The sequence below is a fragment of the Streptomyces sp. NPDC006872 genome (genome assembly GCF_040635845.1).
GTDB lineage: Bacteria > Actinomycetota > Actinomycetes > Streptomycetales > Streptomycetaceae > Streptomyces.
The window spans coordinates 666-19,454 of sequence record NZ_JBEYIL010000013.1; the positions used below are offsets into that span (position 1 = coordinate 666).

The window sequence follows — 18,789 nt, forward strand, 5'->3', positions numbered from 1 at the left end:
TCGTGGGTCGCGTCCGGCGTTCCAGCGTGACGATCGTCGTGAGGGCGATCGTGGGCCGCGTCGGGATGACCGTGGTGACCGTCCCGCGTTCCGGCGTGACGACCGCCGCGACGAGCGTCCTCCCTTCCGCCGCGACGACCGCCGCGATGACCGCCGTGACGACCGGCGTGACGACAACCGTGGTGACCGTGGTGGCTTCCGTCGCGATGACAGTCGTGGTGGTGGTCCGCGTCGTGATGATCGTGGGTCGCGTCCGGCGTTCCAGCGTGACGATCGTCGTGAGGGCGATCGTGGGCCGCGTCGGGATGACCGTGGTGACCGTCCCGCGTTCCGGCGCGACGACCGCCGCGACGAGCGTCCCCCCTTCCGTCGTGACGACCGCCGTGACGACCGCCGTGACGACCGGCGAGATGACCGGCGTGACGACAACCGTGGTGGCGGTTTCCCCCGGCGTGACGACAACCGTGGTGGTGGCTTCGTTCGGCGTGACGATCGCCGCGACGACCGTGACCGCGGTGGTGATCGTGGTGGCTTCCGTCGTGATGACCGGCGTGACGACAACCGGCGTGACGACAACCGTGGTGACCGTGGCGGTTTCCGTCGTGATGACAGTCGTGGTGCTGGTCCGCGTCGTGATGATCGTGGGTCGCGTCCGGCGTTCCAGCGTGACGATCGTCGTGAAGGCGATCGTGGGCCGCGTCGGGATGACCGTGGTGACCGTCCCGCGTTCCGTCGCGACGACCGCCGCGACGAGCGTCCCCCCTTCCGCCGCGACGACCGGCGTGACGACCGGCGTGACGACCGTCGGAGCGATGGCCCCGGTGGTTACGTGCGGCGGGATGACAGTCGCGGGGAGCGCGGGGGCTTCCGTGGTCGGGACGACCGGGATGCTCGTGGGCCCCGTCGGGACGACCGTGGTGCACGGCCCGGTGGTTTCCGTGGGCGTGACGGGCGCGACGACCGTCGGGACGACCGGCGCGACGACCGGCGTGGTGGCGGTGGGCGGTTCCGTGATGAGCGGGACCGGGACCGGGAGCCGATCAAGCGGCTGCCGATCCCCGAGGACGTCACCGGCGAGGAGATCGACAAGGACGTACGGCAGGAGCTGCAGAGCCTGCCCAAGACGCTTGCCGATGACGTCGCCAAGAACCTGGTGATGGTCGCCCGGCTGATCGACGAGGACCCCGAGGGCGCCTACGGGTACTCGAAGGTGGCCCTGCGGCTGGCTTCGCGTGTCGCCGCCGTGCGTGAGGCGGCCGGGTTCGCCGCGTACGCCAACCAGAAGTACAGCGAGGCGCTCGCCGAGTTCCGGGCTGCGCGGCGGATGAGCGGCGGCGTGGAGCTGTGGCCCGTCATGGCCGACTGCGAGCGTGGGCTCGGGCGGCCGGAGAAGGCGCTGGACATGGCCGGCGCGCCCGAGGTGAACAAGCTCGACAAGGCCGGCCAGGTCGAGATGCGGCTCGTCGCGGCCGGTGCCCGGCGCGACATGGGGCAGCTGGACGCGGCCATCGTGACGCTGCAGAGCCCCGAGCTGGCCGCCGGCTCCGTCCAGCCGTGGACCGCGCGGCTGCGGTACGCGTACGCCGACGCGCTGCTCGCCGCAGGGCGTGAGGACGAGGCGCGGGAGTGGTTCGCCAAGGCCGTCGAGGCGGACCGGGACGGCAGCACGGACGCTTCCGACCGGCTTGCCGAGCTGGACGGGGTGGACTTCGTCGACGCTCTGGACGACAGCGAGAGCGACGCCGAAGGGGCCGTCGTCGAGAAGGCGGCGGACGACGTCGAGGAGACGGTCGAGGACGCGGCTGAGGCGAAGGCCGACCGCGACGAGGACTGATCTGTGTGAGGGGCGGGATCCGGTTCACCGGGTCCCGCCCCTTCGTGCGTTCAGGCGTCGAGTGCGCGCAGGACCAGGCCCGAGGCCGGTTTCGGGCCGAACGACGTCGACTTGCGGGGCATGGTGACGCCCTGTCGGGCGAGGTCGCGGACGACGTCCTCGTGGACGGGGTGGAGCAGGACCGCGGTTCCGCCGTCGCGTTGGGCCTTGCGCACCGTCGCCGCCGTGTCGTGGATGTAGGCGATGCGGGTGGGGTCGTCCTCGGGGATGTGCCAGATGTGGTCGAGGAGGGTGGCGTGCAGGACCGTCGCGTCCAGGGTGCGCCAGGCGTCAGGGCGGTCGGTGGGGACGGTGCGGTCGAGGAGGGCCTGGTCGGGGCGGTCGACGAGGTGGAAGGCGCCGTCGCCCGCCAGGAGGAAGGCGTTGCCCGCGCGGGCGGCGTCCGCGAGGGCTTCGAGGGCCTGGGGGAGGGGGAGCTCCAGGCGCTGGACGCGGAACCGGCCGTCGAGCGCGGCCAGGGCGTCCGCGACGGGCAGGCCGTGCAGGAGACGGTGGATGGCCCGGACGCGCAGGGGGTAGCGGACGGTGTCGACCAGGAGGACCAGGCCGTGGTCCCAGGGGCTGGGGGAGGGGTGCTCCGCCTGGAGGCGGAGGTAGGTCGCCCAGCGGTGGTGGCCGTCGGCGATGAGGGCCTGGTGGTGGGCGAGGTCCTCCTGGACGCGGGCCGTGTCGGCGGGGTCGGTGATCGCCCAGAGGCGGTGGCTGTAGCCGTCCTCCGTGGTGGTGGAGAGCAGCGGGGGCCGGTCGGCGGTGCGGTCCACGATCTCCGCCGTGGCGCCGTTGCCCCGGTAGGTGAGGAGGAGGGGTTCGAGGTTCGCGTACGTGGCGCGCATCAGGGCCGCACGGTCCGCGACGACGTGCGGCATGACGTCCTCGTGGGGGAGGACGATCCCCTCCGACGGCTCCGAGACCCGTAGGGCGCCGATGAGGCCGCGCTGGAGCATGCCGTCGGCGTGCCGCTGCTCGTAGACGTACAGGGCGGGCTCGGGGTCGGCCGTCAGGACGCCCTCGGACAGCCAGCGTTGCAGGGTGTCGGCGGCCTGTTCGGTGCGGGCGCTGGGGGTGGTCGCCTGCGGGAGGATCAGCCGGACGATGTTGTACGGGTCCGCGTCCTGGAGGTGGTGCAGGCCGTCGGGGCGTACGACGACGTCGTACGGCGGCGAGGTGACGGCGGCGAGGCTTCCGACCCGGTCGGGGTCGTAGCGCAGGCCTCGGAACGGGGTGAGTTCCAGGCCTCGGGGCGCCGTTGCTTCCGAGTGACCTGCAGTGTTCATCCCGGCATCGTACGGGGCGGACATGTGGGCGTACCTCTGTCGGTGGCATGCGGGATGATCGGGGGAAAGCGGAGCGAACGAGGAGCGATGTGCAATGAGCCGGAGCGTCAGGACGAGGCCCGAGGGCAGTGGGCAGGCCCTGAGCGAGGCGTACGACACGGCGCTGCTCGATCTGGACGGGGTGGTGTATGCGGGCGGGAACGCGATCGTTCACGCGGTCGAGTCGCTGGCCGTCGCGCGGGCCGGCGGAATGCGTCTCGCATATGTCACCAACAACGCGCTGCGGACGCCCGACACGGTCGCCGGACATCTCACCGAGCTGGGGATACCGACCGGGGCCGAGGACGTCATCACCTCGGCGCAGGCCGTGGCGCGGCTGATCAGTGAGCAGGTGCCGGCGGGGGCCCGGGTGCTGGTGATCGGCGGGGAGGGGCTGCGGGTCGCGCTGCGGGAGCGGGGGCTCGTGCCGGTGGAGTCGGCGGACGACGATCCGGCGGCGGTGGTCCAGGGGTTCGGCGGTCCGGATCTGCCGTGGGGGCGGTTCGCGGAGGCGTCCTACGCCGTTGCGCGCGGGGTGCCGTGGTTCGCGTCCAACACGGATCTGACGATTCCCAGCGGGCGGGGCATCGCGCCGGGCAACGGGGCTGCGGTGGAGGTCGTGCGGATCGCGACCGGGGCCGAGCCGCAGGTCGCGGGCAAGCCGCTGCCGCCGATGCACCGGGAGACGATCCTGCGGACGGGCGCCGAGCGGCCGTTGGTCGTCGGGGACCGGCTGGACACGGACATCGAGGGCGCGTTCAACGGTGAGGTCGACTCGCTGCTCGTCCTCACCGGTGTCACCGACGGCGCGCAGCTGCTGGCCGCGCCGCCGCAGCACCGGCCGACGTATGTCGACAACGATCTGCGCGGGCTGCTGACCGGGCAGCCGGAAGTCGTCGCGGAGGGCGATGAGTTCCGCTGCGGCGGGTGGACGGCGAGTGCGGGGGCGGAGGCTCTGGAGCTGGCCGGGGACGGCGAGGCTCTGGACGGGCTGCGGGCGTTGTGCGCGGCGGCCTGGACGGCGGCGGGGGACGGGGCCTGCGGGCTGGACGGGGGGAAGGCGCTGGCGCGGCTGGGGCTGTGACGAGGGGTTCCTGTCGCCCTGAACCTGTGGACCGGCTGGACCGGCTGGACCGGCAACGGTCGTGACCAGGGATCGAGCGGAATGGAGGGTAGGCTAACCTAACTGCGTGTTGGTCGACAGTGTTCCCGAACAGCGCGCGGAGAGCGCCTCCGCGCCCCCGAACCGATGGGCGTTGCGTTCCGTCGGGTTGCTCGCCGCCCTGGCGATCCTGCTGGTGGTGGCGGTGGCGAGCATCGCCATCGGGGCCAAGGAGCTGTCCGCCGCGCAGGTCTGGCACGGGCTGTTCGAGGACTCCGGGACGTACGCGGACGTCGTCGTCGACGAGCGGCTGTCGCGGACCGTGCTCGGACTGCTCGTCGGCGCCGCGCTGGGCCTGTCGGGGGCAGTGCTGCAGGCGCTGACGCGCAATCCGCTGGCCGACCCCGGGCTGCTCGGCATCAACGCGGGCGCCTCGGCCGCCGTCGTCACCGCCATCACCTACTTCGGCGTCACGAGCCTGACCGGCTATGTGTGGTTCGCCTTCTTCGGGGCGGCCGCCGTCGGCGCGCTGGTCTGGTTCCTCGGCGGCAGCCGGGGGGCCACGCCGGTGCGGCTCGCGCTCGCCGGCACCGCGATCAGCGCCGCGCTCTACGGCTACCTCCAGGCCGTGATGATCATGGATGACGCGGCGCTCTCCAGGATGCGTTTCTGGACGGTGGGCTCGCTGTCGACGGCGACCGACGAGACCATCTGGCAGGTGCTGCCCTTCCTGGCGGTCGGCACGCTCCTCGCGTTCGTCCTCGCCCGGCCGCTGAACGCCGTGGCCATGGGCGACGACACGGCCAAGGCGCTCGGCGCGAACCTCAACCGGACCCGGGCGCTGTCGATGCTCGCCGCGACCGTGCTGTGCGGCGCGGCGACCGCCGCCTGCGGGCCGATCGTGTTCGTCGGGCTGATGGTCCCGCACGTCGTGCGCTCGTTCACCGGCCCCGACCTGCGCTGGATCATGCCGTACGCGGCCGTCCTGTCGCCGGTGCTGCTGCTCGGCTCCGACGTCATCGGCCGGGTCGTCGCCCGGCCCTCCGAGGTCCAGGTCGGCATCATCACCGCGATCATCGGCGGCCCGGTCTTCATCTTTCTCGTACGACGGCGGAGGACGGCCCAGCTGTGAAGATCGCACAGAAGACCGGCCGGAAGTCCCCTCGTGCGGTGCGTACCCGGGGCGGGCTGTCCGTCCGGCTGGAACCGCGGGCGCTGATCGTCGTCCTGCTGCTGATCCTCGCCGCGCTCGCCGCGAGCGTCGTGCTGATCGGCACCGGCGACTTCCCGATCCCGGCCGGCGACGTCGTCAAGACACTGCTCGGCGACGGCAACGCCGGGCAGGAGTTCATCGTCAACGAACTGCGGCTGCCGCGGGTCCTCGTGGGGCTGCTCGTCGGCGCGTCGCTGGGACTCGGCGGGGCGCTGTTCCAGGCCGTGTCGCGCAACCCGCTGGGCAGTCCGGACGTGCTGGGGCTCGGGCAGGGCGCGACGGCCGGCGCGCTCGTGATGATCGTGCTGTTCTCCGGGAGCGCCGCCCAGGTGACCGTCGGCGCACTGGTGGGCGGCCTGGTGACCGGGGCCCTCATCTACCTGCTGGCGTGGAAGCGGGGGGTGCACGGGTACCGGCTGGTGCTCGTCGGCATCGGCGTCTCGGCCGTCGCCACGGCCGTCAACGGCTACCTGATGACCAAGGCGGACTTCGTGGACGCGGCCCGTGCGGTCGTGTGGATGACCGGCACCCTCGACGGACGGGACTGGAAGCAGGTCTGGCCGCTGCTCGCCCTGGCCTGCGTACTCGTGCCGCTCGTCCTCGCCAACGCGCGCGGGCTGCGGATGATGGAGATGGGCGACGACGTCTCCCACGCGCTGGGGGTGCGGGTGGAGCGCGTACGGCTGGTGCTGATGGTCGCCGCCGTGCTGCTCACCGCGGCCGCGACCGCCGCGGCGGGCCCCGTCAGCTTCGCGGCGCTCACCGCGCCGCAGCTCGCCCGGCGGCTGACCCGGTCGCCCGGGCCGAATCTCGTGCCGTCCCTGTGCATGGGCGCCGCCCTGCTGGTCATCGCCGACTGGGGCTCGCAGCGGCTCTTCGGCGACGGACAGCTGCCCGTGGGCGTGGTCACCGGTGTGCTCGGCGGGGTCTACCTGCTGTGGCTGCTGGTCACCGAGCGCAAGGCGGGACGGATATGAGCCGCGCCACCCCTGCAAGCAATGGGCCGAACACCAAGAGGAGCACCGTGAACCGCCTGTCCGCCGAGAACGTCACCCTCGCCTATGACCAGCGGGTCATAGCCGAACAGCTGTCGGTGGAGATACCGGACAACTCCTTCACCGTGATCGTCGGCCCGAACGCCTGCGGCAAGTCGACGCTGCTGCGGGCGCTGTCGCGGATGCTGAAGCCGAGCCAGGGCCGGGTGCTGCTCGACGGGCAGGTCATCCAGTCGATGCCCGCGAAGAAGGTGGCGCGGACGCTGGGGCTGCTGCCGCAGTCGTCCATCGCGCCCGAGGGGATCACCGTCGCCGACCTCGTCGGCCGTGGCCGGTACCCGCACCAGGGGATCCTGCGGCAGTGGTCGTCCGAGGACGAGCGGGTCGTGGGGGAGTCGATGGCGCAGACCGGGGTCGCCGAGCTCGCCGACCGGTTCGTCGACGAGCTGTCCGGCGGCCAGCGTCAGCGCGTGTGGATCGCGATGGCCCTCGCCCAGCAGACCCCGCTGCTGCTGCTCGACGAGCCGACGACGTATCTCGACATCCAGCACCAGATCGACGTCCTGGACCTGTGCGCGGAGCTGCACGAGGAGCAGGGGCGCACGCTCGTCGCCGTGCTGCACGACCTCAACCACGCGGCGCGGTACGCCACCCATCTGATCGCGCTGAAGGACGGCGAGGTCATCGCGCAGGGCGCGCCGGCGGACGTCGTCACGGCCGGGCTGGTGGAGGAGGTCTTCGGGCTGCGCTGCCAGGTCATCGACGACCCGGAGACGGGGACGCCGCTGGTGGTGCCCGCGGCGCGCAAGGCACGCGCGCGCGTGGTCGCTAAAGAAGCTTCCTGAGCTGGAACAGGTCCCTGAGGCCGGCCTCCAGCTTCACCCGCCCCGAGCCCCACGCCTTCGCGAAGTTCAGCTCGCCGGCGACCAGCGCGACCAGGTCGTCGCCGGTCATGGTCAGCCTGATCTGGGCCTTCTCGCGGGGAGGCCCCTGGAGGGTGTCGTGGACCACGATCCGGCCGCCTGTCATACGGCCGACGAACGTGACGTCCAGGTCGGTGATCCGGCAGCTCACCGAGCGGTCCAGGGCAGCGGCCGTCCGGACGTCGCCTTCGGCGCCCTGCATGTTGTCGGAGAGCTTCTCGAGTGCGGCACGGCACTCCTCGATCGTGGCCATCGTGATCGACGGTACCCCAGGGGTTCGCGGTAGCGTCTGGGCATGAGCGACACAGTGCCGCAGACGGGTACGGGGACCGGGACGGAGGCCGTGGCCGAGGCGCGGGAGCCGGAGCACGACCCCGCCGCTCCCGCCCCGGTGGCCGTCCCGCGCGTCGCCACCGGCAACGCCGAGGTGGACGCGCAGCTGGAGCGGCTGGCCGACGCGGACCACCTCGCCACGGACGGACATCTCGAGGTGTACGAGGATGTACACCGGGGGCTGCGCGACGCGCTCACCGCGCTCGACGCCCGCCCGGGACCTCCGGCGCCCCCGACCTCGTACGGCACTAGGAGCTGAACCGAACGTGGCAGGAGTCGCACGTCGCCGTCTGGACGCGGAGCTGGTCCGCCGGAAGCTCGCGCGCTCGCGCGAGCATGCGGGCCAGCTGATCGCCGCCGGGCGGGTCTCCGTCGGCAGGACCGTCGCGACCAAGCCCGCCACGCAGGTGGAGACGGCGGCCGCGATCGTCGTCTCCGTCGATGACGACGACCCCGACTACGTGTCCCGTGGCGGCCACAAGCTGGCCGGCGCGCTCGAGGTCTTCGTGCCGCAGGGGCTCGTGGTGGAGGGGCGGCGGGCGCTCGACGCCGGCGCGTCCACCGGCGGTTTCACGGATGTGCTGCTGCGGGCGGGCGCGGTGCACGTGGTCGCCGTGGACGTCGGATACGGACAACTCGCATGGTCTCTGCAGAGCGATGAACGCGTCACCGTCAAGGACCGTACGAACGTACGCGAGTTGACGCTTGAAGCGATCGATGGGAAGCCTGTGGATCTTGTCGTGGGGGACTTGTCCTTCATCCCGCTGGGGCTGGTGCTGCCCGCCCTGGCCCGGTGCACCGGGCCGGACGCGGACCTGGTGATGATGGTCAAGCCGCAGTTCGAGGTGGGGAAGGAACGGCTCGGCAGCGGAGGTGTCGTACGGAGTCCGCAGCTGCGGGCGGAGGCCGTGCGGGGCGTGGCCGGGAAGGCGTGGGAGCTGGGGCTCGGCGTGAAGGGTGTCACCGCCAGCCCGCTGCCCGGGCCTTCGGGCAATGTCGAGTACTTTCTGTGGCTCCGGGCGGGGGCGCCTGCCCTCGACCCGGCCGATGTCGACCGTGCAGTTGCGGAGGGGCCGCGTTGAGTCTGAACCAAGCTCGTACTGTGTTCCTGCTCGCCCACACCGGGCGGCCCGCGGCCATTCGCAGCGCCGAACTGGTGGTCAAGGGGCTGCTGCGCGAGGGCATCGGGGTGCGCGTACTGGAGTACGAGGCCGCTGATCTGCCGCTGCCGGACGAGGTGGAGCTGGTCTCCGAGGCCACCCCGCAGTGCCTGGAGGGGTGTGAGCTGCTCATCGTCCTGGGCGGTGACGGCACGCTGCTGCGCGGCGCGGAGTTCGCGCGGGCGTCCGGGGTGCCCATGCTCGGCGTCAACCTCGGGAGCGTCGGCTTCCTCGCCGAGGCCGAGCGGGACGACCTCGACAAGGTCGTCGACCGGGTGGTGACGAAGGCGTACGAGGTCGAGGAGCGGATGACCGTCGATGTCGTCGTGCACCGCAACGGGGACATCGTGCACACGGACTGGGCGCTGAACGAGGCGGCCGTGCAGAAGGCGGGCGCCGAGAAGCTGCTGGAAGTCGTGCTGGAGATCGACGGGCGGCCGGTCACCGGCTTCGGGTGCGACGGGATCGTCCTGTCGACCCCGACCGGGTCCACCGCCTACGCGTTCTCGGCCGGCGGGCCTGTGGTGTGGCCCGAGGTGGAGGCGTTGCTGATGGTGCCGATCAGTGCGCACGCGCTGTTCGCGAAGCCGCTCGTTACCTCGCCGAACTCGGTGCTCGCCGTGGAGCTGCTGCCCCACATTCCGCCCGGTGTCCTGTGGTGCGACGGGCGGCGGACCTTCGAGCTGCCTCCGGGGGCCCGGGTCGAGGTGCGGCGGGGCAGTGTCCCGGTGCGGCTGGCCCGCCTGCACCACGCCTCCTTCACCGACCGCTTGGTGGCGAAGTTCGCGCTGCCCATCTCGGGGTGGCGCGGGGCGCGGCACTAGCAGCCCTGCGCGGGTGGGGCGAGTGCACTCGGGTGGGTGATAAGTGAAGGCCCTCCGCTTTCGCCCACCTGCTGGTTCGCGCTGTGGGGGCGGGGGGCGTCGCACTCCCGCCCCCCGACCTCGTAAGGTCGTGTCCGTGTTGGAGGAGATGCGGATACGGTCGCTCGGAGTCATCGACGACGCGGTCATCGAGCTGTCGCCCGGCTTCACCGCCGTCACGGGTGAGACGGGTGCCGGCAAGACCATGGTGGTCACCAGCCTCGGACTGCTGCTGGGCGGGCGTGCGGACCCGGCGCTCGTGCGGATCGGCGCCGAGAAGGCGGTCGTGGAGGGGCGCATCAGCCTGCCCGCGGGCGCCTCGGTGGCCGTCCGGGCCGAGGAGGCCGGGGCCGAGCTCGACGACGGGGCGTTGCTCATCAGCCGTACCGTTTCCGCCGAGGGGCGGTCACGGGCGCACGTGGGCGGGCGGAGCGTGCCCATGGGCGTGCTCGCCGAGCTCGCCGACGAGCTGGTGGCGGTGCACGGGCAGACCGACCAGCAGGGGCTGCTGAAGCAGTCCCGGCAGCGGCAGGCGCTCGACCGGTACGCGGGCGACGCGGTGACCGTGCCGCTCGCCAAGTACACCGAGGCCTACCGGCGGCTGCGGGCCGTGGCCGTCGAGCTGGAGGAGATCGTCACACGCGCGCGTGAGCGGGCCCAGGAGGCCGACATGCTGCGCTTCGGGCTCGACGAGATCGCCGGCGTCGAACCGCGTGCCGGGGAGGACGTGGAGCTGGCGGAGGAGGCCGAGCGGCTCGGGCACGCGGAGGCGCTGTCGTCCGCCGCGACGGCCGGGCACGCCGCTCTGGCCGGCAATCCGGAGGATCCCGAGGGCATCGACGCCGCCACGCTCGTCGCGGGCGCGCAGCGGGCCCTGGAGGCCGTCAGGTCGCACGATCCGGCGCTGGCCGCGCTCGCCGACCGGCTCGGGGAGATCGGGATCCTGCTGGGCGATGTGGCCGGTGAGCTCGCCGGGTACGCCGACGACCTCGACGCCGATCCGCTGCGGCTGTCGGCCGTCGAGGAGCGGCGGGCCGCGCTCACCGCGCTCACCCGTAAGTACGGCCAGGACGTGAACTCCGTCCTCGCCTGGGCCGAGCAGAGCGCCGCCCGGCTCACCGAACTGGACGGCGACGACGAGCGCATCGACGAGCTGACCGCCGAACGCGACGCGCTGCGCACCGAACTCGGCGGGCTGGCGCAGGCGCTGACGGACGCGCGCACCGAGGCGGCCGCGCGGTTCGCCGCCGCCGTGACCGCCGAACTGGCCTCCCTGGCGATGCCGCACGCGCGCGTGTCGTTCGACATCCGGCAGACCGAGGACCCGGAGGGCGTCGAGGTGGGCGGGCGTCCGGTCGCCTACGGGCCGGCCGGCGTGGACGAGGTCGAGCTGCTGCTCGCCCCGCACCCGGGCGCGCCGCCGCGGCCCATCGCCAAGGGCGCGTCCGGCGGTGAGCTCTCGCGCGTGATGCTCGCCGTCGAGGTGGTGTTCGCGGGGACGGATCCCGTGCCGACGTACCTCTTCGACGAGGTCGACGCCGGCGTGGGCGGCAAGGCGGCCGTCGAGATCGGGCGGCGGCTCGCGAAGCTCGCGAAGAGCGCGCAGGTCGTGGTCGTCACCCACCTTCCGCAGGTCGCCGCCTTCGCCGACCGGCAGCTGCTGGTGGAGAAGACCAACGACGGGTCGGTGACCCGGTCCGGCGTGAAGGTCCTGGAGGGCGAGGAGCGGATCCGGGAGCTGTCCCGGATGCTCGCGGGCCAGGAGGACTCCGAGACGGCCCGGGCGCACGCGGAGGAGCTGCTGGCCACGGCTCGCGCGGACGGATAGCGCAGGCACGGCGGGGATGGCTCGGACGGGCGTTGAGGAGTCGGCGGGCGGGGGCCGTGGCGCGGGCTTCGCGCCGGCGGCAGCCGTGACACGGGCGGCGACGGCGGCTCTGCGGGCCTCGGCGCCCGGCGGGCGGCTGCGCTGGGAGCGCGAGAACCATCCGGGGCGGACGGTCGGGTTGTATCCCGGCCCGGCCGCCGCGCTGGGCGCCGCGGCCACGGCCGGGCGGGCGGCTCCGGCCGCCGCACTCGCCGTGGCGGCCGCGGGCGCCTGCGGGGCGTACGACGACGTCGTCGGCGTCGGGGATCCCCGGTGGGGCTTCCGGGCGCATCTGGGCGCGTTGCGCCAGGGCGAGGTCACGAGCGGTGCGGTGAAGCTCTTCGGGATCTCGGCGGCCGGGCCGACGGCGGGGCGCTGCTGAAGGAGCGGCCCCTGGACAAGGCGCTCGCCGGGGCGGTCGGGATCGCCGTCGCCGTGTTGCCTGCGGATCTCGGTGGGCGGGAGATGCTCGGCGACAGCGGGGCGCATGCGCTGGGCGCGTTGCTCGGGGCGGCGGCAGTGGCCGGCAACGGGCGCACGGGGCTGGTCGCGCATGCCGTCGCCGTCGCGGCCGCGGCGGTGTGCGGGGAGAAGGTGAGCGCGGCGGCGAGGTCCGCGCTCGGGTAGTCGAGACTCGGGCAGACGAGAGCCGGGTCTTCTGGAGCCGGCGGTCGAGAGCCGGGTCTTCGAGGCTCGGGTATTCGAACGGAACCCTGGCTTCCTTCACCCGTGTGGGTGATGCAGGGGGGTCTGTCGCCGGGTGGCCGGGCGCTGGGCGGCACGGAACACCCGTACGTGCTGGCATCCTTGGGCGTAGTACGTGGAGGAACGTCAGCGGTCCACCCCTCCGCACGGTCCCCTCTGTACGTTTCTTCGTGACCGTCCGACGCCGAACCAGGAGCCCCGGCCACGTGAGCAGCCACTCACCGCACGGCCAGTCGTCGCTGCGCACCGTGCAGGTGCTGGGCGGCGGCAACGCCGGCAGCAGCGCGCACGTGCGCTCCCTGGCCTCGGGGCTGGTCGCTCGGGGCGTACGGGTGACGGTATGCGCCCCTGCCGAGGCCGATCACGCCTACGACTTCACGGGGGCCGGAGCCGACCACGTGCACGTGCCGCGCAGCAGCGACCCGGGGTCCGTGGCGGCGCTCCGGGCGGCCTGCACGGACGCCGACCTCGTCCACGCGCACGGGCTGCACGCCTCCTTCCGGGCCGTCCTCGCGCTCAGCGGCCGACGCACCCCGCTCGTCGTCACCTGGCACAACCGGGCGCACGCCGAGGGCGCCCGCGCCCATCTGCTGCGGCTCCTTGAGCGGCGGGTCGCGCGGACGGCCGCCGTGGTCCTCGGCACCACCTCCGACCTGGTCGACCGGGCCCGCCGGACGGGCGCCCGCGACGCGCGGCTCGCCGCCGTGGCGCTGCCCGGGCCCGGCCGCGGCGAGGGGACCGAGGAGTCCGAGCTGCCGCCCCCGAAGATGCGGGCCGAACTCGGCGCCATCGGCCGCCCGTTGCTCATGGCGGTCGGCTCCCTGGACCGCCACCGCGGCTACGACCTGCTGCTGGACGCCTCGCGCGCGTGGCGACGACTGGACCCCGCGCCCCTGGTCGTGATCGCGGGGGAGGGGCCGCAGCGGGCGGAGCTGCAGCGCCGTATCGAGGACGAGGAGCTGCCGGTCCGGCTCGTCGGGCGGCGGGACGACGTGGGCGATCTGCTCACCGCCGCCGACCTCGCGCTCCTGCCCGGCGGCGGGGAGTCCCGCTCGGTCCTCGCACAGGAGGCCCTGCACGCGCGGGTGCCGCTCGTCGCGGCGCTGGCGGGCGGCATCCGCGAACTCGTCGGGGACGCGGCCGAACTGGTGCCGCCGGACGACGCGGAGGCCTTCGCCGCCGCCGTCGAACGACTGCTCGGCGATCCCGAACGGTCCGAGCTGCTGCGGGACCTGGGCACCCGGCAGGCGGCCACCTGGCCCACCGAGGACGAGACGGTCGCCCAGGTGCTCAGCGTCTACGACGAGCTGACCCGGCCCCGGCCGATGAGCTGAGCCGACGGGGGCCGATCACGGTACGTGTCGGCGCGCGCGGAGGGCCAGGCTCAACGCCAGGACCGTCTGCGGGTCGTCGAGATCCGTGCCGAGCAACTCGCCGATGCGGGCGAGGCGGTTGTACAGCGTCTGGCGGTTGAGATGCAGTTCGCGGGCGGTCTCCGCCTTGCGGCCGGCATGCGCCAGATAGGTCTCCAGGGTGGGCAGCAGGGGCGGTTTGGAGCGGTGGTCGTGGTCGCGGACCGGGCCGATCGCGCGGTCCACGAAGGCCGCCAGATCGGGGTGTTCGCGCAGCCGCCACAGCAGCAGGTCGATGTCCAGACGGCGGGCGTCGTACCAGGGGCGGTCCGGCAGGCCCTGGGCGGCGGTCGCCGTCTCCGCCGCGTGTCTGAGGCCCGCCGAGGCGGCCGCCCAGCCGCCCGCGACCCCGACGACCACCAGCGGCGGCTGCGCGCCCGGCCGCTGCATCCCGGCCCGCTCCACCCCGGCCCGCAGCGCGGCCGCGACCCGGTCCGCGACCGCCGACCGCTCCGACTCCGAGCGCAGCCCCAGCAGCACCGGCACCCGGCCCTCCACCGGCCGCACGCCCAGCAGCACCGGCATGCCCACCGACGCCAGCTCCTCCGCGACCGCCCGGGCCAGCACCGCCCAGCCCCCGCCGGCGGAGATGCCGTCCGCCAGCCGCATGACGACCGGGAGCAGCGGGCCCGCGCCGGGCCGGAAGCCGAGGACCCGCGCCTGCGCCGGAGCGTCCTGGGCGGCGATCCGGCCCTCGGCGAGGTCGGTCAGGAAGTCGCCCCGCCCGCGGGCCGCGAGCTCCTCCTCCTGGCGGGCCTGCATCAGCACCACGGCGAGGATCCCGGCCGTCCGCTCGGCGGCGATCCGGTGCACGGGTGCGAGCGGGGCGCGCACGGGCAGCAGCACGAGCCGGGCGCGTACCGAACCCGCCCCCGGCCCGCCCCCGGGCACGTTCACCAGCACCGAACCGGCGGGCGGCGGCGCGTCCTTGTGCGGGCCGCGCAGCCCCTCCCACACCTGAAGCGGATCCGTTCCCTCCGGACCGGCCCCGGCCGCGTACAGGAGCTGGCCGTCGGCCGTCTCCAGGAACACCGGGTTGTCGCTGAAGTCGGCCAGGATGCCCAGCACCTGCGGGATCCCGCCCCCGCCGAGCAGGGCCTCGGTGCAGCGCCGGTGCACCTCCTCCGCCTGCTGCAGCAGCGCGTAGTGGCCGTTGACGATCTCGGTGTGGACCTCCTCCGTGACCGCCACGAACGGCACCTCGCGGTGCAGTTGGACGAGCGGGAGCCCGGTCGTGCGCGCCGTCTCGACCAGGGACGCGGGCAGCCGGGTGAAACGCGGGCCCAGTTCGATCACCAGGGCCGCGATGCCCCGCTCGGCCAGGGTGCGCACGAACGCCCGCTGCTCGGCCGGGCGGGTGCCGAGGCCGTAGCCCGTGGTCAGCAGCAGCTCGCCGCCCTTGAGCAGGGAGGCGATGTGCGGGACCTCGCCCGCGTGCACCCAGCGCACCGTGCGGTCCAGCCGGTCGCCGCCCGCGAGGACCTCGGGGAGCCCGCTGCGCAGTCCGGGCAGCTCCAGCGCGCGCTGCACCGTGATGCCGGCGCTCTGGCTGTCGAATCCATGGTCCGTACGGCTGTCCATGCAGCGGACGCTACCTGCGGAGACGTTCCGGCAGCATCCCCGCACCGGATCGGACGGCCGACGCCGCCCGGGGGCGTGCTCAGGCCGGCCTGATGTTGTGGTTGAAGCGGAACACGTTGTCGGGGTCGTAGGACCGCTTCACGTCCGCGAGCCGCCGGGCGTTCTCGGCGCCCATGCCGGCCACGACCCGGTCGGCGCCCTCGTCGCCGATGAAGTTGAGGTAGACCGCGCCCGTGCTCCACGGCTGGGCGTCGGCCCGGACGTCCCGGACCCACTGGACGCAGCGCGCGTCGTCGGCCGGGTCCTCCCAGAGCCCGAAGGGGTGCACGCCCCACGGAGCGTCCCGGTACGGGACCGGGTACTCGTGCGGTCCGGCCGCGATCGCCCCGCCCTGCGGGAACAGCGCGTGCAGGGTGCCCGACGGCACGGGCAGGGACTCCCCGCGGGCGCAGTAGACGTCCACGTAGTCGTCGGGCGCGCCGGTCAGGTACTCCGCCGACCAGTAGTTCCGCATGCCCGGCGGGTCGTCGAGCATGCACTGCACGTCCACGTACGGCATCGCGCCGACGACCTCCGCCTCGTGCGGCAGCGCCAGCAGCGGCTCGGCCACCTTGCGCATGTCGCCCTCGCTGCCGGCGTACGTCAGCAGCGCACCGCACAGCAGGCTGCCGACCAGGTGCGGCGGGACGAACTCCTCGGGCGGGCCGCAGAGATAGAGCACCGCGCCGCTCGCCTCGTCCGGGCCCGCCGTGATCACGTCCCGGTAGGTGCGGGTGACCTCGGGGCCGAACTCCGGCAGGTACAGCAGCAGCGCGATGGAGAACTCGGGCAGCTCGTACAGCTTCAGGGTGAGCGCGGTGGCGATGCCGAAGTTTCCGCCGCCGCCGTGCAGCGCCCAGAACAGGTCGGCATGGTCGTCGGCGCTCGCGTGGACCCGTCGGCCCTCGGCGGTGACCACTTCGACGCCGAGCAGGTTGTCGACCGCGAGGCCGAAGCAGCGGTCCAGCCAGCCGGTGCCGCCGCCCAGGACGAAACCGCCGACGCCGGTGGTGGAGGCCCGGCCGCCGGTCGTGGCAAGCGAATGCGGCCGGCAAGCGTGGTCCAGGTCGCTCATCGTGGCCCCGCCCGCGACCCGAACCGCCTCGGCGGCGGGATCGACGGTGACCGCGCGCATATGGCGCAGGTCCACCACCACGGCCCCGTCGCCCAGCGCCATGCCGGCGACGCTGTGCCCGCCGCCGCGCACCGCGATCGGCAGATCGAGGTCACGGGCGAAGCGCACCGACCGCACGACGTCCGACTCGTCCACACACTGGGCGATCACGGCCGGACGGCGGTCGATCATCGCGTTGAAGACCGTCCGGGCCTCGTCGTAACCCGGATCCTGCGGGGCGAACACGTCGCCGACCAGATCCTCGCGCAGCGCGGCGAGAGCCGTGCCCGCCTTCGACGGGGAGGCCATGGGGCGCCCCCTTTCGTGCAGGGGCTATGACCTACCCAGCCTAGGCGGACCGGCTCCGGCCGGCCTGTTCAGCCGCCGTACGCGCCCGACGCCGTCAGTCGCAGCGCCGTGTCGATCAGCGGGACGTGGCTGAAGGCCTGCGGGAAGTTGCCGACCTGGCGTTGCAGGCGCGGGTCCCACTCCTCGGCGAGCAGACCGAGGTCGTTGCGCAGCGAGAGCAGCTTCTCGAAGAGCTTGCGGGCCTCGTCCACCCGGCCGATCATCGCGAGGTCGTCCGCCATCCAGAACGAGCAGGCCAGGAACGCGCCCTCGTCGCCGGGGAGGCCGTCGACGCCCTCGTCGCCGCCCGAGGTGGGGTAGCGCAGGATGAAGCCGTCCTCGGTGGACAGCTCGCGCTGGATCGCCTCGATGGTGCCGATGACCCGCTTGTCGTCCGGCGGCAGGAAGCCCATCTGCGGGATGAGCAGCAGGGAGGCGTCCAGCTCCTTCGAGCCGTAGGACTGCGTGAACGTGTTGCGTTCCTTGTCGTAGCCCTTCTCGCACACGTCCCGGTGGATGTCGTCGCGCAGCTCGCGCCACCGCTCCAGCGGGCCGTCGGCGTCGCCGGACTCGATGAGCTTGATCGTGCGGTCGACCGCGACCCAGGCCATGACCTTGGAGTGCACGAAGTGGCGGCGCGGGCCGCGCACCTCCCAGATGCCCTCGTCCGGCTCGTCCCAGTGCCGCTCCAGGTAGCGGATCAGCTTGAGCTGGAGCAGGGAGGCGTAGTCGTTGCGGGCGAGGCCCGTCATATGGCCCAGGTGGAGGGCCTCGGTGACCTCGCCGTAGACGTCCAGCTGGAGCTGGTGCGCCGCGCCGTTGCCGACTCGGACGGGGCCGGAGTTCTCGTAGCCCGGCAGCCAGTCCAGCTCGGCCTCGCCCAGCTCGCGCTCGCCCGCGATGCCGTACATGATCTGCAGGTTCTCGGGGTCGCCGGCGACCGCGCGCAGCAGCCACTCGCGCCAGGCGCGGGCCTCCTCGCGGTAGCCGGTGCGCAGCAGCGAGGACAGGGTGATGGCCGCGTCGCGCAGCCAGGTGTAGCGGTAGTCCCAGTTGCGGACGCCGCCGATGTCCTCCGGGAGGGAGGTCGTCGGCGCGGCGACGATGCCGCCGGTGGGGGCGTACGTCAGGGCCTTCAGCGTGATCAGCGAGCGGATCACGGCCTCGCGGTAGGGGCCGTGGTACGTGCAGTGCTCGACCCACTCGCGCCAGAAGTCCTCCGTGGCCTGCAGCGACTGCTCGGGCTCCGGCAGCGGGGGCGGCTGCTTGTGCGAGGGCTCCCACGAGATCGTGAAGGCGATCCGGTCGCCGGGGGCGACGGTGAAGTCGGCGTAGGTCGTCAGCGACTTGCCGTAGGTCTCGCAGTCGGTGTCGAACCACACCGAGTCGGGGCCCGCGACGGCCACCGTGCGGCCCTCGTGCTTGTGCACCCAGGGGACGACCCGGCCGTAGGAGAAGCGCATCCGCAGGGTGGAGCGCATGGGGACGCGGCCCGAGACGCCCTCGACGATCCGGATCAGCTGGGGCGCGCCGTCACGGGGCGGCATGAAGTCGATGACCCGGACCGTGCCGCGCGGGGTGTCCCACTCGGACTCCAGGATCAGCGAGTCGCCCCGGTAGGTGCGCCGGGCGGCCGTCGGCGGTTTGGCGTCGGAGGCGTGCGCGGGGCCGAGGCGCCAGAAGCCGTGTTCCTCCGTGCCGAGCAGACCGGCGAAGATCGCGTGCGAGTCGAAGCGGGGCAGGCACAGCCAGTCCACTGTCCCGTCACGGCAGACCAGGGCAGCGGTCTGCATGTCTCCGATGAGTGCGTAGTCTTCGATGCGCCCGGCCACGTGCAACTCCAGTCGAACGGCCACGTCACCCCCGTGTGGAACGGGGGCTGTCGCTAGTGCGGTCAAGGGGTCGTTTGTAATGCGTCGTTGAGCGC

The 18,789-nt window shown here is 73.3% G+C and carries 16 protein-coding genes and 1 pseudogene; 12 read left to right on the plus strand and 5 right to left on the minus strand.

Annotated features, from left to right (window positions below):
- The first annotated feature begins 95 nt into the window (after positions 1-95).
- Together ABZ725_RS33355 and ABZ725_RS33360 are read left to right on the plus strand one after the other, a co-directional pair.
- Positions 96-1,157 (plus strand): hypothetical protein, encoded by a 1,062-nt coding sequence (locus tag ABZ725_RS33355; RefSeq protein ID WP_358806228.1) that lies wholly within the window; start codon positions 96-98, stop codon positions 1,155-1,157.
- On the plus strand, positions 1,049-1,834 hold the full coding sequence (locus ABZ725_RS33360; RefSeq protein ID WP_358806416.1) for a tetratricopeptide repeat protein: 786 nt from the start codon (positions 1,049-1,051) through the stop codon (positions 1,832-1,834). Before ABZ725_RS33355 ends, ABZ725_RS33360 begins: the two co-directional genes overlap by 109 nt.
- 50 nt (positions 1,835-1,884) lie before the next feature.
- On the opposite strand, the gene ABZ725_RS33365 is transcribed toward ABZ725_RS33360, so the two are convergent.
- A complete protein-coding gene (locus ABZ725_RS33365; RefSeq protein WP_358806229.1) occupies positions 1,885-3,168 on the minus strand; it encodes a DUF1015 domain-containing protein in 1,284 nt (427 codons plus the stop codon).
- A gap of 94 nt (positions 3,169-3,262) precedes the next feature.
- Between ABZ725_RS33365 and ABZ725_RS33370 the strand changes: the two genes are divergently transcribed.
- The 4 genes from ABZ725_RS33370 to ABZ725_RS33385 all read left to right on the plus strand — a co-directional run bounded on the left by ABZ725_RS33370 (position 3,263) and on the right by ABZ725_RS33385 (position 7,362).
- Entirely contained in the window at positions 3,263-4,291 is a 1,029-nt protein-coding gene (locus tag ABZ725_RS33370; protein WP_358806230.1) for an HAD hydrolase-like protein, read from the plus strand.
- A 106-nt stretch (positions 4,292-4,397) separates the two neighbouring features.
- Positions 4,398-5,441: an iron chelate uptake ABC transporter family permease subunit gene (locus tag ABZ725_RS33375; RefSeq protein WP_358806231.1), complete on the plus strand. Its 1,044-nt coding sequence runs from the start codon at positions 4,398-4,400 to the stop codon at positions 5,439-5,441.
- Positions 5,438-6,499, plus strand: a complete 1,062-nt coding sequence (locus tag ABZ725_RS33380) for an iron chelate uptake ABC transporter family permease subunit (RefSeq protein ID WP_358806232.1) — start codon at positions 5,438-5,440, stop codon at positions 6,497-6,499. The genes ABZ725_RS33375 and ABZ725_RS33380 overlap by 4 nt, the downstream gene beginning before the upstream one ends.
- A complete protein-coding gene (locus ABZ725_RS33385) occupies positions 6,496-7,362 on the plus strand; it encodes an ABC transporter ATP-binding protein (RefSeq protein ID WP_358806233.1) in 867 nt (288 codons plus the stop codon). Before ABZ725_RS33380 ends, ABZ725_RS33385 begins: the two co-directional genes overlap by 4 nt.
- Here ABZ725_RS33385 and ABZ725_RS33390 read toward each other — a convergent pair.
- Positions 7,346-7,693, minus strand: a complete 348-nt coding sequence (locus ABZ725_RS33390; protein WP_351915297.1) for an SCP2 sterol-binding domain-containing protein — start codon at positions 7,691-7,693, stop codon at positions 7,346-7,348. The genes ABZ725_RS33385 and ABZ725_RS33390 overlap by 17 nt on opposite strands.
- Before the next feature lie 42 nt (positions 7,694-7,735).
- On the opposite strand from ABZ725_RS33390, the gene ABZ725_RS33395 reads away from it, so the two are divergent.
- From ABZ725_RS33395 to ABZ725_RS33420, 6 genes and pseudogenes are all read left to right on the plus strand, one after another.
- Positions 7,736-8,032, plus strand: coding sequence for a hypothetical protein (locus tag ABZ725_RS33395; RefSeq protein ID WP_358806234.1), 297 nt, complete (start codon positions 7,736-7,738; stop codon positions 8,030-8,032).
- A 7-nt stretch (positions 8,033-8,039) separates the two neighbouring features.
- On the plus strand, positions 8,040-8,855 hold the full coding sequence (locus ABZ725_RS33400; RefSeq protein WP_358806235.1) for a TlyA family RNA methyltransferase: 816 nt from the start codon (positions 8,040-8,042) through the stop codon (positions 8,853-8,855).
- Positions 8,852-9,757 (plus strand): NAD kinase, encoded by a 906-nt coding sequence (locus tag ABZ725_RS33405; RefSeq protein ID WP_358806236.1) that lies wholly within the window; start codon positions 8,852-8,854, stop codon positions 9,755-9,757. Before ABZ725_RS33400 ends, ABZ725_RS33405 begins: the two co-directional genes overlap by 4 nt.
- A 148-nt stretch (positions 9,758-9,905) precedes the next feature.
- Entirely contained in the window at positions 9,906-11,624 is a 1,719-nt protein-coding gene (gene recN / locus ABZ725_RS33410) for a DNA repair protein RecN (protein WP_358806417.1), read from the plus strand.
- A 16-nt stretch (positions 11,625-11,640) separates the two neighbouring features.
- A pseudogene (locus ABZ725_RS33415) lies at positions 11,641-12,290 on the plus strand (hypothetical protein).
- Between the two features lie 284 nt (positions 12,291-12,574).
- Positions 12,575-13,702: a glycosyltransferase family 4 protein gene (locus ABZ725_RS33420; protein ID WP_358806237.1), complete on the plus strand. Its 1,128-nt coding sequence runs from the start codon at positions 12,575-12,577 to the stop codon at positions 13,700-13,702.
- Between the two features lie 15 nt (positions 13,703-13,717).
- Here ABZ725_RS33420 and ABZ725_RS33425 read toward each other — a convergent pair whose 3' ends face one another.
- From ABZ725_RS33425 to ABZ725_RS33435, 3 genes are all read right to left on the minus strand, one after another.
- Entirely contained in the window at positions 13,718-15,361 is a 1,644-nt protein-coding gene (locus ABZ725_RS33425) for a PucR family transcriptional regulator (RefSeq protein ID WP_358806238.1), read from the minus strand.
- 79 nt (positions 15,362-15,440) lie between these two features.
- Entirely contained in the window at positions 15,441-16,823 is a 1,383-nt protein-coding gene (locus ABZ725_RS33430) for an FAD-binding oxidoreductase (RefSeq protein WP_358806239.1), read from the minus strand.
- Positions 16,824-16,891: 68 nt separating this feature from the next.
- Positions 16,892-18,694 carry a glycoside hydrolase family 15 protein gene (locus ABZ725_RS33435; RefSeq protein ID WP_351915315.1) on the minus strand — a complete coding sequence of 601 codons (1,803 nt, stop codon included), beginning with the start codon at positions 18,692-18,694 and terminating at the stop codon, positions 16,892-16,894.
- Positions 18,695-18,789: the final 95 nt, after the last annotated feature.